General features: G+C 61.9%; 25 protein-coding genes. All 25 read right to left on the reverse strand.

Annotation, left to right across the window (positions count from 1 at the left end; genetic code table 11):
• Positions 1–145: 145 nt before the first annotated feature.
• A complete protein-coding gene (locus tag BDD21_RS00790; protein ID WP_120795537.1) occupies positions 146–895 on the reverse strand; it encodes an SAM hydrolase/SAM-dependent halogenase family protein in 750 nt (249 codons plus the stop codon).
• 61 nt (positions 896–956) lie between these two features.
• Positions 957–1,349, reverse strand: coding sequence for a 50S ribosomal protein L17 (gene rplQ / locus BDD21_RS00795; RefSeq protein WP_120795538.1), 393 nt, complete (start codon positions 1,347–1,349; stop codon positions 957–959).
• A gap of 36 nt (positions 1,350–1,385) precedes the next feature.
• Positions 1,386–2,396 (reverse strand): DNA-directed RNA polymerase subunit alpha, encoded by a 1,011-nt coding sequence (locus BDD21_RS00800; RefSeq protein ID WP_120795539.1) that lies wholly within the window; start codon positions 2,394–2,396, stop codon positions 1,386–1,388.
• A gap of 22 nt (positions 2,397–2,418) precedes the next feature.
• On the reverse strand, positions 2,419–3,039 hold the full coding sequence (gene rpsD, locus BDD21_RS00805) for a 30S ribosomal protein S4 (protein ID WP_120795540.1): 621 nt from the start codon (positions 3,037–3,039) through the stop codon (positions 2,419–2,421).
• Between the two features lie 19 nt (positions 3,040–3,058).
• Entirely contained in the window at positions 3,059–3,448 is a 390-nt protein-coding gene (gene rpsK, locus BDD21_RS00810; RefSeq protein ID WP_120795541.1) for a 30S ribosomal protein S11, read from the reverse strand.
• Positions 3,449–3,486: 38 nt separating this feature from the next.
• Positions 3,487–3,843, reverse strand: a complete 357-nt coding sequence (rpsM, locus tag BDD21_RS00815) for a 30S ribosomal protein S13 (protein ID WP_093027517.1) — start codon at positions 3,841–3,843, stop codon at positions 3,487–3,489.
• Positions 3,844–3,928: 85 nt separating this feature from the next.
• On the reverse strand, positions 3,929–4,042 hold the full coding sequence (gene rpmJ / locus BDD21_RS00820) for a 50S ribosomal protein L36 (RefSeq protein WP_083829165.1): 114 nt from the start codon (positions 4,040–4,042) through the stop codon (positions 3,929–3,931).
• Positions 4,043–4,071: 29 nt separating this feature from the next.
• Complete coding sequence (gene secY, locus BDD21_RS00825) at positions 4,072–5,424, reverse strand: preprotein translocase subunit SecY (RefSeq protein WP_120795542.1); 1,353 nt, start codon at positions 5,422–5,424, stop codon at positions 4,072–4,074.
• 18 nt (positions 5,425–5,442) lie between these two features.
• On the reverse strand, positions 5,443–5,877 hold the full coding sequence (gene rplO / locus BDD21_RS00830) for a 50S ribosomal protein L15 (RefSeq protein ID WP_120795543.1): 435 nt from the start codon (positions 5,875–5,877) through the stop codon (positions 5,443–5,445).
• Positions 5,864–6,070: a 50S ribosomal protein L30 gene (gene rpmD / locus BDD21_RS00835; protein WP_007191140.1), complete on the reverse strand. Its 207-nt coding sequence runs from the start codon at positions 6,068–6,070 to the stop codon at positions 5,864–5,866. The genes rplO and rpmD overlap by 14 nt, the downstream gene beginning before the upstream one ends.
• A 3-nt stretch (positions 6,071–6,073) precedes the next feature.
• Positions 6,074–6,580 (reverse strand): 30S ribosomal protein S5, encoded by a 507-nt coding sequence (gene rpsE / locus BDD21_RS00840; protein WP_093027509.1) that lies wholly within the window; start codon positions 6,578–6,580, stop codon positions 6,074–6,076.
• A 10-nt stretch (positions 6,581–6,590) separates the two neighbouring features.
• Positions 6,591–6,947 (reverse strand): 50S ribosomal protein L18, encoded by a 357-nt coding sequence (gene rplR, locus BDD21_RS00845; protein WP_120795544.1) that lies wholly within the window; start codon positions 6,945–6,947, stop codon positions 6,591–6,593.
• Positions 6,948–6,961: 14 nt separating this feature from the next.
• The gene (rplF, locus tag BDD21_RS00850) at positions 6,962–7,495 is read right to left on the reverse strand and encodes a 50S ribosomal protein L6 (RefSeq protein WP_120795545.1); all 534 of its coding nucleotides are present in this window, start codon (positions 7,493–7,495) and stop codon (positions 6,962–6,964) included.
• Positions 7,496–7,507: 12 nt separating this feature from the next.
• Complete coding sequence (rpsH, locus tag BDD21_RS00855; protein WP_120795546.1) at positions 7,508–7,903, reverse strand: 30S ribosomal protein S8; 396 nt, start codon at positions 7,901–7,903, stop codon at positions 7,508–7,510.
• Between the two features lie 105 nt (positions 7,904–8,008).
• A complete protein-coding gene (rpsN, locus tag BDD21_RS00860; protein WP_093027500.1) occupies positions 8,009–8,314 on the reverse strand; it encodes a 30S ribosomal protein S14 in 306 nt (101 codons plus the stop codon).
• A gap of 10 nt (positions 8,315–8,324) precedes the next feature.
• Positions 8,325–8,864 carry a 50S ribosomal protein L5 gene (rplE, locus tag BDD21_RS00865; protein WP_120795547.1) on the reverse strand — a complete coding sequence of 180 codons (540 nt, stop codon included), beginning with the start codon at positions 8,862–8,864 and terminating at the stop codon, positions 8,325–8,327.
• Positions 8,865–8,878: 14 nt separating this feature from the next.
• Positions 8,879–9,196, reverse strand: a complete 318-nt coding sequence (gene rplX, locus BDD21_RS00870) for a 50S ribosomal protein L24 (protein ID WP_120795548.1) — start codon at positions 9,194–9,196, stop codon at positions 8,879–8,881.
• 13 nt (positions 9,197–9,209) lie between these two features.
• Positions 9,210–9,578, reverse strand: a complete 369-nt coding sequence (rplN, locus tag BDD21_RS00875; RefSeq protein ID WP_007191148.1) for a 50S ribosomal protein L14 — start codon at positions 9,576–9,578, stop codon at positions 9,210–9,212.
• Between the two features lie 94 nt (positions 9,579–9,672).
• Positions 9,673–9,945, reverse strand: coding sequence for a 30S ribosomal protein S17 (gene rpsQ, locus BDD21_RS00880; RefSeq protein WP_120795549.1), 273 nt, complete (start codon positions 9,943–9,945; stop codon positions 9,673–9,675).
• Positions 9,942–10,142: a 50S ribosomal protein L29 gene (rpmC, locus tag BDD21_RS00885; protein ID WP_120795550.1), complete on the reverse strand. Its 201-nt coding sequence runs from the start codon at positions 10,140–10,142 to the stop codon at positions 9,942–9,944. The genes rpsQ and rpmC overlap by 4 nt, the downstream gene beginning before the upstream one ends.
• Complete coding sequence (rplP, locus tag BDD21_RS00890) at positions 10,142–10,555, reverse strand: 50S ribosomal protein L16 (protein ID WP_007191151.1); 414 nt, start codon at positions 10,553–10,555, stop codon at positions 10,142–10,144. Before rplP ends, rpmC begins: the two co-directional genes overlap by 1 nt.
• A gap of 3 nt (positions 10,556–10,558) precedes the next feature.
• Entirely contained in the window at positions 10,559–11,236 is a 678-nt protein-coding gene (rpsC, locus tag BDD21_RS00895) for a 30S ribosomal protein S3 (RefSeq protein ID WP_120795551.1), read from the reverse strand.
• A 10-nt stretch (positions 11,237–11,246) separates the two neighbouring features.
• A complete protein-coding gene (rplV, locus tag BDD21_RS00900) occupies positions 11,247–11,579 on the reverse strand; it encodes a 50S ribosomal protein L22 (RefSeq protein WP_093027486.1) in 333 nt (110 codons plus the stop codon).
• 12 nt (positions 11,580–11,591) lie between these two features.
• Positions 11,592–11,870 carry a 30S ribosomal protein S19 gene (rpsS, locus tag BDD21_RS00905; RefSeq protein WP_007191154.1) on the reverse strand — a complete coding sequence of 93 codons (279 nt, stop codon included), beginning with the start codon at positions 11,868–11,870 and terminating at the stop codon, positions 11,592–11,594.
• 19 nt (positions 11,871–11,889) lie between these two features.
• Positions 11,890–12,717, reverse strand: coding sequence for a 50S ribosomal protein L2 (gene rplB / locus BDD21_RS00910; RefSeq protein WP_120795552.1), 828 nt, complete (start codon positions 12,715–12,717; stop codon positions 11,890–11,892).
• Between the last annotated feature and the right edge of the window lie 3 nt (positions 12,718–12,720).

Consider the following 12,720-nt stretch of genomic DNA (forward strand, 5'->3'; position numbering starts at 1 on the left):
GGCATCAGGTGTCCGACGGACACTCGAACTCCATGCCGACGCCATACTATACGTCATCGAAACCACGGGAAACGCGACAAATTTCGGGGCAATCGGGGCCGAGACGGCGGCCCCGAGGGCCGTATCTGGGTGTGCGTGAATGACTTCATCCGAGGGGCAGGAATGGACCGATGGGATCGCCGCAACACAGGCCCAAGTCGCGGTCCGCTCGACCGAGATTGACCGCGATCTCGACGAGACCAAATGCGTTCTCGTACCAAAACGCCTCGCCGGATGCGACCTCGCAGAAGGTCCGGGCATGGCGGAGTCGATGTTCCCCGACGCGCAGGGCGTGCGTCCTCGGTCGACCCGTCGCCTGAAGCCCGGTCATCAGATTCCCGAAACGATCGACGTAAACGACCGCTGCGCGCTCCCTTGGCCAGTCCGACCCGATCATGTCGGCCGGATCCATCGGACACAGCTGAAGATCCGCGCCGACCGCCAAGCGTGCTGCAGCGGGAGCGAACCAGTCGCGTCCGTGGAAGCTCGCCGAGAGCACGGACGGACACCAGCCGATCCGATCCACGGTGGCGCCTTCGGCGCGATGCACGAGCGGAGCCAGTAGACCATTGTCGGGGCCGATGAACCAGGAGTCACGGATTTGGACCAGAAGCCCGTCACGCGCGCCCCCGACACCCGGATCCACAACACAGACATAGATCGCGCCGGGAGGCATGTCGCGCACGAGTGCCGGCAAGAGATAGGCGGCCAAATCGACGCGAAATGGCGGGAGATCGTGAACGAGATCCAGGACCGGCACCGCAGGCAGGAGATCACCGAGCCGAGCGCGCATCTGGCCGACATAGATGCCGTCACCGAAATCGGTGACCAGCACAAGACGCCGGATCGACGCCATCACTCAACAAAAAAGCCGGGCATGAGCCCGGCTTTCCGAAACGAGTGCATCAAAGCGCAACTCAATCCTCGTCGTCTTCAACGGCCACTGCGCTCGCGGGACGGTCGACCAGCTCGACGTAAGCCATCGGCGCGGCATCACCGGCTCGATAGCCGCACTTGAGGATACGCAGGTAGCCGCCCGGACGTTCCTGATAGCGAGGCCCCAGCTCGACGAAGAGCTTGCCGACCGCTTCCTTGTCGCGCAGGCGCGCGAAGGCAAGGCGACGGGTGTGAACGGAATCGTTCTTCGCCAGGGTGATCAGAGGCTCGGCAACCCGACGCAGCTCCTTGGCCTTCGGCAGCGTGGTTTTGATCAGCTCATGGCGAAACAACGACGACGCCATGTTGCGAAACATGGCCTCGCGGTGCGAGCCGGTGCGATTGAGGTGCCTTCCGGCATTGCGATGACGCATGGTCCTAATCCCGAATAGTTCTTGAATCGTATAGCGTTAACGAATGCCGAGCTCGGCGATATTGTCCGGCGGCCAGTTCTCGAGACGCATCCCGAGCGAGAGTCCGCGCGTGGCGAGCACGTCCTTGATCTCGGTCAACGACTTCTTGCCGAGATTCGGGGTCTTGAGAAGCTCGACCTCGGTCCGCTGGATCAAATCGCCGATCAGATAGATATTCTCGGCCTTCAAACAATTCGCAGAGCGAACGGTGAGCTCGAGATCGTCGACCGGACGCAGCAGAATCGGATCGTATGGAGACTCGTCGCGCGCCTCGAGGACTTGCGTGTCCGACGGACCCGACCCTTCCAACGCCACGAAGCTGGACAACTGATCCCGGAGAATCGTCGCCGCCCGCTGAATCGCTTCGCGCGGGTCGATCGTTCCGTTGGTCTCCAAGTCGATCACCAGCCGATCCAAATCGGTACGCTGCTCGACGCGCGCGGATTGCACCTCGATCGCGACCCGCCGAACCGGGCTGTAGGACGCATCGAGCGGAAGCTTGCCGATCGGGCGATCCTCACCCTCGTCGAGCTCGCGCTGCGTCGCCGGCTCGTAACCGCGCCCGCGCCGAATCGTCATCGACATGCTCAACTCGCCCTCGGTCATATTCGCAATGACCAGATGGGGGTTGGCGATCTCGGCGGTGTGATCGATCGCGATGTCCGCGGCGGTCACGACACCCGGGCCGGTCTTGCTCACCGTAAAGGTCGCCTCGTCCTTGCCTTTGAGCGAGATGGCGAGCTGCTTGAGATTCAACAGAATCTCGAGGACATCCTCCTGAACGCCCGGAATCGTGGTGTACTCATGCAAGACGCCCTGGATCTCGACCTCCGTCACCGCCCAGCCGTCCATCGAGGATAAGAGAATACGGCGCAACGCGTTGCCGAGGGTATGCCCGAAGCCGCGTTCGAGCGGCTCCAGGGAAACCCGCGCATGCGTCGAGCTGCCGTCGACCGCCTCGACACGTACGATGCGCGGTTTGAGAAATTCGCCAATAGCGTCAGTCATTCAGTGCCCCTCACGAAGCTCCTTACTTGGAGTACAACTCGACGATCAGCGATTCGTTGATGTCGGCCGGCAGGTCCGAGCGATCCGGAATACGCTTGAAGACGCCCTTGAAACCTTTGGTATCGACGTCGACCCAATCGGGGAAGCCATACTGCTCGGCGAGCGCCACCGCGTTTTGGACACGCACCTGCTTCTTCGCGTCCTCTCGGACCTCGACATGGTCATCGGCGCCGACTTGGTAGGAGGCGATATTGACGACCCGGCCGTTGACCAAAATGGCCTTGTGGCTGACCAGCTGTCGAGCCTCGGAACGCGTGGCGCCGAAACCCATCCGGTAGACGACGTTGTCGAGGCGCCGCTCAAGGAGCTGCAACAGGTTTTCACCGGTCGCGCCCTTGGCTTGAGCCGCCTTCTTGTAGTAGTTACGGAACTGACGCTCCATCAGTCCGTAGATCCGGCGAACCTTCTGCTTCTCGCGAAGCTGCACACCGTAATCGGAAAGCCGACGCCGACGGTCCGTGGTTTGACCAGGCTGCTTCTCGAGGTTGCACTTGGTGTCCAGCGAACGCGCGCGACTCTTCAGGGCGAGATCGGTCCCCTCGCGCCGTGCGAGTTTGCAGGTTGGGCCTGTATAACGTGCCATGTCTCTACCTGTTCCTGTATCAGACGCGCCGCTTTTTGGGCGGGCGGCAGCCGTTGTGCGGGATCGGCGTCACGTCGGTAATGCTCGTGATCTTGAATCCGGCGTTGTTGAGTGCACGCACCGCGGATTCGCGACCCGGACCGGGCCCCTTCACGTTGACGTCGAGGTTGCGCAGACCGTAGTCCTTGACCGCTTGGCCGGCCTTATCAGCCGCGACCTGCGCAGCGAAGGGCGTGCTCTTGCGCGATCCCCGGAACCCGGAGCCGCCTGCGGTCGCCCACGACAACACGTTGCCTTGGCGGTCCGTGATGGTGATGATGGTATTGTTGAACGAGGCGTGGACGTGAGCAATCCCATCCGCCACCTGTTTCTTGATCTTTTTCTTGACAGTACGAGTCGGTTTAGCCATTCGAGGTTATCCAGCCCTTTCGCTGCGCCCAAGCGCCCTTATCGTTTGATGGGACGACGCGGACCCTTACGGGTACGTGCGTTCGTGCGGGTCCGCTGACCACGCAACGGCAAGCCGCGACGGTGGCGAATACCGCGGTTGCAGCCGAGGTCCATCAAGCGCTTGATGTTCATCGACACTTCACGCCGCAGGTCACCTTCCACGGAGAACTTGCCGACCTCGTTGCGGAGCTTGTCGACCTCTTCTTCCGTGAGGCTCTGAACCTTGGCATCGCGCGGTACACCGGCGGCGTCGCAGATCACAGCGGCACGCACGCGGCCGATGCCATAAATCGAAGTCAGCGCGATGACCGCGTGCTTCTTGTCCGGGATGTTGACGCCGGCGATACGGGCCATAGCTTAGAAACCCCTGAAATCCAAATTGCCAAGCGGGTAAACCGCGTAGTATATCAAACCTTAGCCTTCAATCAAGCCCGAGATCCTATCCCTGGCGTTGTTTGTGGCGCGGGTCCTTGCAGATGACCCGAACGGTGCCGTTGCGACGGATGATCTTGCAGTTCCGGCACAACTTCTTAACGGATGCTCGCACTTTCATTTGTTCTCTCCTTCAGACTCGAGCGCCACTCAGCGCAGCATGCCGGCGCCCGGCGACTTTAGGTTTGCCTTCCGCATCAAGCCTTCGTATTGATGTGACATCAAGTGAGCTTGAACCTGGGCCATGAAATCCATCACCACGACGACGACGATCAGCAAAGAGGTGCCGCCGAAGTAGAAAGGCACGTTGTAACCGACGATCAGAAACTCGGGCAGTAGGCAAACGGCGGTGATGTAGATCGCACCTGCCGCGGTCAACCGCGTCATCACGGTGTCGATGTAGCGTGCCGTCTGCTCGCCGGGTCTGATCCCCGGAATGAAGGCCCCGGAGCGTTTCAGATTGTCGGCCGTATCCTTGGCGTTGAAGACCAAGGCGGTATAAAAAAAGCAAAAGAAGATGATCGCGGCCGCGTACAAAAGGACATAGACGGGCTCGCCGGGCGACAGCTTCGAGGTGAGGTCGGCCAACCAACGCATGTCCTCGCTGCTCCCGAACCACTGGCCCAATGTGCCGGGGAACAGGATGATGCTCGAGGCGAAGATCGGCGGAATCACACCGGCCATGTTCAGCTTCAGAGGCAGATGCGTACTCTGGGCCTGCATCATCTTCCGCCCCTGCTGGCGCCGCGCATAGTTCACGGTAATCCGACGTTGACCTCGCTCGACGAACACGACGAAGGCCGTCACCGCAAGCGCCATGGCGAACAGCGCCAACACCGCCAGAGAGTTCATCTCACCGGTCCGAGCCAACTCCAAGGTCCCGCCCAGCGCGGACGGCAGTCCGGCGACGATGCCTGCGAAGATGATCAGCGAGATGCCGTTGCCGATGCCCCGCTCGGTGATCTGCTCGCCGAGCCACATGAGGAACATCGTTCCGGTGACCAACGAGACCGTCGCCGTAAAGACGAAGCCCATGCCCGCATGGCTGACCAGAGCCGAGCCCCCGGCGGTCTGTCCCTGCAGCGCCATCGAGATCCCCACGGCCTGGAAGGTCGCCAAGACCACGGTGCCGTAGCGCGTATATTGGGTAATCTTGCGACGCCCCGATTCGCCTTCCTTTTTCAGCTGCTCAAGCTTCGGGACCACGGCCGTCATCAACTGCATGATGATCGAGGCCGAGATGTAGGGCATGATCCCGAGCGCAAACAGACTCGCACGCTCCAAGGCGCCGCCCGAGAACATGTTGAACATGTCCAGGATGGAGCCTTGGTTTTGGTCGAACAGGATGGCCAGCGCCTCGGGATTCACGCCCGGAACCGGAATGAAGGTCCCGATGCGATAGACCAGGAGGGCACCGACCACGAACAGCAGTCGCGCCCGCAGCTCGGTCAGACGCCCCATACCGCCGAGCGTCTGCCCCATCGATCCGACATTCTTAGCCATCCGATTCGCGCCTTTAAGCTAGTCTTCGATCGTGCCGCCGGCTGCTTCGATCGCGGCACGGGCACCCTTGGTGACACCCACGCCGCGAACCGTGAAGGCCCGTCCGACCTCACCCGAAGCAATGATCTTCGCGCTCTTGATCGACTGGCTCACAACGCGGGCCTGGACCAGGGCGAGCAGGTCGATCGTGTCGCCTTCCACGCGTGCAAGCTCGCTCAGGCGAACCTCGGCACGTGTCGCCGCCGTGCGGGACCGGAAGCCGACCTTCGGCAGACGACGCTGCAACGGCATCTGACCGCCTTCGAAGCCGACCTTGTGGAAGCCGCCTTTGCGGGACTTCTGCCCCTTATGGCCGCGACCGCAGGTCTTGCCCAGGCCGCTGCCGATGCCGCGACCGACGCGCTTGGCGCCGGGGCGACTGCCCGGATCGGGCTTGAGATCATTGAGCCGCATCGCGAGACTCCTCCACGATCGAAACCATGTAAGACACGGTGTTCACCATGCCGCGCGTGCAGGGGGTGTCCTCGACCTCGACCACATGGTTCATGCGACGCAGGCCGAGACCGCGCACGCATGCCTTGTGGTTGGCGAGGCGTCCGTGAACGCTGCGCACGAGCTTCACCTTCATCATCTTTTTGTCGGCCATCGTCTACCCCAGGATCTCGGCGACCGTCTTACCGCGCTTTGCGGCAATGGTCTCGGGATCGTTCATGGTCCGTAGCCCCTGAACCGTCGCGCGAACCACGTTGATCGGGTTGTTCGTCCCGATGCACTTGGCCAGCACGTTCTGGACGCCCAGAACCTCGAAGACAGCGCGCATGGCGCCGCCGGCGATGATCCCGGTACCTTCGGATGCCGGCTGCATGAAGACCTTCGCCGCACCGTGCCGCCCGTTGAGCGGGTACTGCAGGGTGCTGCCGTTGAGCTTCACCTCGATCATGTTCTTGCGTGCGTTTTCCATCGCCTTCTGGATCGCCACCGGCACCTCGCGGGCCTTGCCGCGACCGAAACCGACGCGACCCTTGCCGTCGCCCACCACCGTCAAGGCGGCGAAACCGAATTGGCGCCCGCCCTTGACGACCTTGGCAACGCGGTTGACCGCGACCAGCTTCTCGAGGAGATCGTCTCCCTCGTTCTTCGGATTGAAGTTCGCCATACTCTTACCCCTAGAATTTCAGCCCGCTCTCACGCGCGGCATCCGCCAGCGCCTTGAGACGGCCATGATAGCGAAACCCGGAGCGGTCGAAGGCTACGGTCTCGACGCCGGCGGAAAGAGCGCGCTCGGCAATCGCCTTGCCGATGGTCGCCGCTGCGCCGATGTTGCCCTTGTGACCCGGAATGGCTTCGCGAAGCGTCGGCTCCACCGTCGAGGCGCTGGCCACGACGCGGTTGCCTTCGGGCGCGATGACTTGGGCGTAGATGTGGCGCGGGGTGCGATGAACGCACAACCGAAACACACCCAATTCGCGAATCTTCGCCCGTGCCCGCGTCGCGCGACGCAAGCGAGCTTGTTTCTTGTCCATTGTATCTGAGACCCCTATTTCTTCTTGGCTTCCTTACGCAGGACGTCTTCGTCCGCGTAACGCACGCCTTTACCCTTGTAGGGCTCCGGCGGCCGGAATCCTCGGATCTCCGAGGCAACCTGACCGACGCGCTGTTTGTCGGCACCCGTGACGACGATCTCCGTCTGGCTCGGGGTCTCGATCGTGATGCCCGCGGGAACCGGATAATCGATCGGATGGGAGAAACCCAGGCTCAGGTTGAGCACATCGCCCTTCGACTGCGCGCGGTAGCCGACACCAACCAGCGAAAGCTTGCGCACGAAACCCGTGCTGCAACCCACCACCATGTTGTTCAGCAGAGCGCGTGTGGTCCCCGCCATGGCCCAGGCATTCTCGTGCCCTTCGGCAGGAGCGAACCGGAGCTCTCCGTCGACCTGCGACAGATTCACCGCGGGGTGGACGGACCACTCCAGGGTTCCCTTCGAGCCCTTGACCTTGACGTCCTGGCCCGAGATCTCGACCGTCACACCTTTCGGCAGGACAATCGGCGCCTTTGCGACTCGTGACATGATCGGATCCTCTTAAGCGACGTAGGCGATGATCTCGCCACCGTGGCCCGCTTGGCGGGCAGCACGGTCGGTCATCAAGCCTTGGGACGTGGAGACGATCGCGATCCCGAGTCCCGCCCAGACCTTGGGCAGGTCGTCCTTGCCGCGGTAGATCCGCAGGCCGGGACGCGAGACACGGGTAAGCTGCTCAATCACGGGTTTGCCCCGGAAATACTTGAGCTTGACCACCAACTCGGGTTTGTTGCCATTCGCCTCGACGGTCGCGTCGGCGATGTAACCCTCGGCCTTCAGCAGGTTCGCGATCGCGACCTTTTGCTTGGACGAAGGCATCGCGATCGTGATCTTGCCGCGCTGCTGGCCGTTGCGGATACGCGTCAGCATATCCGCAATCGGATCCGACATACTCATGAGCTTCTCCGGGGGTCAGGCCACCTCATCGGTGCGATACCCGTCAGGTTTCAATGAACCGACACGGCCTGGTTGACCGCATCGGTAGGGGTCTAGATGTCTATCTTACCAACTCGCCTTGACGACGCCGGGCGCATCGCCGCGCATCACCGCCTCGCGGATCTTGTTGCGCGAGAGTCCGAACTTGCGGTAGACCGCATGCGGACGCCCGCTGACCCGGCAGCGCCGTTGCTGACGCGTCGGACCGGCATCGCGCGGAAGCTGCTGCAGCTTCGCCAGCGCCTCTTCGACCTGCTCGCCGCTTGCGCCGCGGTCGTTGATCACGGCCTTCAAGGCCGCACGCTTCCCGGCAAAACGGGCTGCAATCAGGGTGCGCTTGTGATCGCGCGCGATCATACTCTTTTTCGCCATCGTCTCGACCTCAGGTGCGGAATGGGAAGTGGAACGCCTCGAGCAGCGCACGCCCTTCTTCGTCCGTCCGCGCCGTCGTCGTGATGGTGATATCCAGACCCCGCAAGGTATCGATCTTGTCGTAATCGATCTCGGGGAAAATGATCTGCTCGCGCACGCCCATCGAGTAGTTGCCGCGTCCGTCGAACGCCTTCGCGCTCAGGCCGCGAAAGTCGCGGATACGCGGGATGGCGACGCTGACCAGACGGTCCAGGAACTCGTACATCCGCTCGCGGCGCAGCGTCACCTTACAGCCGATCGGCCAACCTTCGCGGATCTTGAAGCCCGCGACGGATTTGCGTGCGAAGGTCACGATGGGCTGCTGCCCGGCGATGAGACGCAGATCGGCCACGGCGTTATCCATGACCTTCTTGTCCGCGATCGCCTCGCCGACACCCATATTGAGGGTGATCTTCTCGATGCGCGGAACCTGCATGACGCTCTTGAAGCCGAACCGCTCGCGCAACTGGCCGACGATACGATCCTGGTAATCTTTCTGTAGTCTGGTCATCTCGTTTCCTTCGGTCAGACGTCGACGACTTCGCCGTCCGACTTGAATACGCGCACCTTTCGGCCGTCTTCGAGAATCTTGAAACCGACTCGATCCGGGCCGCCTTTCTGCGGGTTGTAGAGCGCGACGTTGGACACCTGGATCGGCATCACCTTGTCGACGATCCCGCCCGGCTCGCCGGCCTGCGGATTCGCCTTCTGATGCTTCCGGGCAATGTTGATGTTCTCGACAACCACATGATCCTTGTCGAGCACCTTCAACACCGTGCCTCGCTTGCCTTTGTCTTTGCCGGTGATGACCATGACGTCGTCACCCTTCTTGATCTTCTGCATCTCTCCCGGCCCCCTACAAAACTTCAGGCGCGAGCGAGATGATCTTCATGAACCGCTCGCCGCGGAGCTCGCGCGTCACCGGCCCGAAGATACGGGTCCCGATCGGCTGAAGCTGGTTGTTCAAGAGGACGGCAGCGTTGCCGTCGAAACGCACGGTCGAGCCATCCGGACGGCGCACGCCTTTGCGCGTACGCACCACGACCGCGTTGTAGACATCGCCCTTCTTGACCTTGCCACGCGGAATGGCGTCCTTGACGGTGACCTTGATGACATCGCCGATGCCCGCGTAACGCCGATGCGATCCGCCGAGCACCTTGATGCACTGCACCCGCCGTGCGCCGCTGTTGTCGGCGACGCTGAGATCGGTCTGCATCTGAATCATTGTTGTTTACCTAAAACCTGTTGTGCTGCTCGGATGACCTGTTTTCTCGGCGTCCACCGCGATCCTCTCGGAAGCGGGGCCTCCACGACCGGTCTCAACGAGCCTTTTCGATGATCTCGATCAAGCGCCACGTCTTGGTCTTGGACAACGGACGGCACTGCTCGACCCGAACCAGATCGCCTTCGGAGCAGGCGTTCTCTTCGTCGTGAGCATGGATCTTGGTCGAGCGACGCATGAACTTGCCGTACAAGGGATGCTTGACCTTGCGCTCGATGAGCACCGTGACGGTCTTGTCCATCGCGCTGCTGGTCACCCGTCCGTCGAGTGTCCGGTTGCTGCTCGGATTGCTGGTCGTCTCTTCGCTCATGATGTCGTACCCGCCTTCTGCTCGCCCATAATCGTTTTCACACGAGCGATCTCCCGACGCACGGCCTTCATTTGCGAGGGCTTGGACAATTGTCCGGTGCCCCTCTGCATCCGCAGGTTGAATTGCTCGCGCAACAGGTTCATCAGCTCCTTCTGGAGGTCCTCGGGGCTGCGCGTTCTAAGCTCGTTCGCCTTCATCACAGGATCATCCGTCTCTCAAAGGTGGTCTGCACCGGGAGCTTGGCCGCAGCCAGCTCGAACGCCTCGCGGGCCAGCTCTTCGGTCACGCCCTCGATCTCGTAGAGCACGCGGCCCGGCTGAATCAGAGCCACCCAATACTCCACGTTACCCTTGCCCTTACCCATACGGACTTCGAGTGGCTTCTTGGACACCGGCTTGTCCGGAAATACGCGGATCCAGAGCTTTCCGCCACGCTTGACCTTTCTCGTGATGGCACGTCGCGCGGCCTCGATCTGGCGCGCCGTGAGTCGACCGCGGCCGACCGCCTTCAACCCGAAATCGCCGAAGCTGACCTTGTTGCCGCTCTGCGCAAGACCACGGTTGCGGCCTTTGTGTTGCTTGCGAAATTTTGTGCGTTTTGGTTGCAGCATGACTTAACCCCTTCTTGCGGACGCCTTCGGCGCCGGTTCCTCGGGGATCTGATCACCGAATACCTCGCCTTTGAAGATCCAGACCTTCACGCCGATCACACCGTAGGTGGTCCGCGCCTCGGCGAAGCCGTAATCGATGTCGGCACGCAGCGTATGCAGCGGGACTCGGCCCTCGCGCGCCCACTCGGTCCGTGCAATCTCGGCACCGTTCAGACGACCGGCAACGTTGACCCGAACGCCTTCGGCGCCGAGCCGCATGGTGTTCTGAATCGCGCGCTTCATTGCGCGTCGGAACATGATGCGGCGCTCGAGCTGCTGCGCGATCCCTTCGGCGACGAGCTGCGCATCCAGCTCGGGCTTACGGATCTCCTCGATGCTGATGTGAACCGGGATCCCCATCATCTTGGAGACCTTGGCACGCAGCTTATCGATATCCTCGCCCTTCTTGCCGATCACCACACCCGGACGTGCCGTGTGGATGGTGATGTGGGCATTCTTGGCCGGGCGATCGATCTGAATTCGACTCACCGACGCCTTGGCCAATTCCTTGCGCAGGAAGGACCTCACCTCGATGTCGGTATTGAGGAAATTCGCATAGTCCTTCGACGTTGCGTACCACTTCGAGGTCCAGTCCTTGACGATGCCAAGGCGGATGCCGGTTGGATGAACTTTCTGTCCCATGCTGGTCCCCTTAGCCTTCCGCCACGGTCAGCCGGATGTGGCTGGTGCGTTTCATGATCCGATTCGCACGACCTTTAGCACGCGGGCGGATCCGCTTCATAGTCGGGCCCTCGTCGACCTGGATCGACGCGACCTTCAGTTCGTCGATGTCGGCGCCTTCGTTGTGCTCGGCATTGGCGACCGCCGACTCCAGAACCTTCTTGATGATCAGCGCGCTCTTTTGCGTGCTGAAGGTCAAGGTGTTCAGGGCCTCTTCGACGTCGCGCCCGCGGATCATGTCCGCGATCAGCCGGGCCTTTTGGGCCGAGACCCGTGCATATTTCAGTGTTGCTTCGGCTCGCATCCCCATCTCCGGCTAGCGCTTCTTCGCCTTGCGGTCGGCGGCATGTCCCCGGTAGGTCCGGGTCAATGCAAACTCACCGAGCTTGTGGCCGATCATGTTTTCGTTGACGAGCACCGGCACGTGCAGACGCCCGTTGTGGACCGCAATGGTCAACCCAACCATCTCGGGCAGCACCATGGAACGGCGTGACCAAGTCTTGATGGGGCGCTTGCTGTTTTGCGCGACCGCCTCTTCGACCTTCTTGATCAGATGGTGGTCGACAAAGGGTCCTTTTCGAATCGAACGTGGCACTTGCTCAACCTCGCCTTGTTTACTTGCGTCCGCGACGTCGGACGATCATCGCGTCGGTCCGCTTATTCTTGCGTGTCTTGTGACCCTTGGTCGGCACGCCCCAAGGTGTCACCGGGTGACGCCCGCCGGAGGTCCGGCCTTCGCCGCCGCCATGCGGATGATCAACCGGGTTCATGACCACACCGCGGACGGTCGGCCGTACACCCCGCCAGCGCGATGCACCGGCTTTGCCGAGCTTGCGCAGAGAGTTTTCGCTGTTGCCGACCTCGCCGATCACGGCACGGCAGTCGACATGAATCTTGCGCATCTCCCCGGAACGCAACCGCAGAGTCGCACTCTTGCCGTCGCGTGCAACGAGCTGCGCCGAGCTGCCCGCGGCCCGCGCGATCTGTGCACCCTTACCGGGGCGCATCTCGATACAATGCACCTGGGTGCCCACGGGAACGTTGCGCAACGGCATGCAATTGCCCGCGCTGATGGGCGCGGCCTCGCCGGCCTCGACACGGCCACCGACAGCCAAACCTTTGGGCGCGATGATGTACGCTCGCTCACCGTCGGCATATTTCAAAAGGGCCAAATGGGCCGTACGGTTCGGGTCGTACTCGAGCCGCTCGACAACCGCCGGAACACCTTCCTTGTTGCGCTTGAAGTCAACAAGACGATAGTGCTGCTTATGTCCGCCACCCTGATGACGCACGGTGATGCGTCCGAGGTTGTTGCGCCCGCCATGCTTCGCCTTCTTCTCGACGAGCGGCCCGTAGGGCGCGCCTTTATGCAGCTCGGGCGACTGCACCTTGACGACGAAACGCCGCCCGGCCGAAGTCGGTTTGGTCTTTACGATTGCCATCTT

Source organism: Thiocapsa rosea, from assembly GCF_003634315.1.
GTDB lineage: Bacteria > Pseudomonadota > Gammaproteobacteria > Chromatiales > Chromatiaceae > Thiocapsa > Thiocapsa rosea.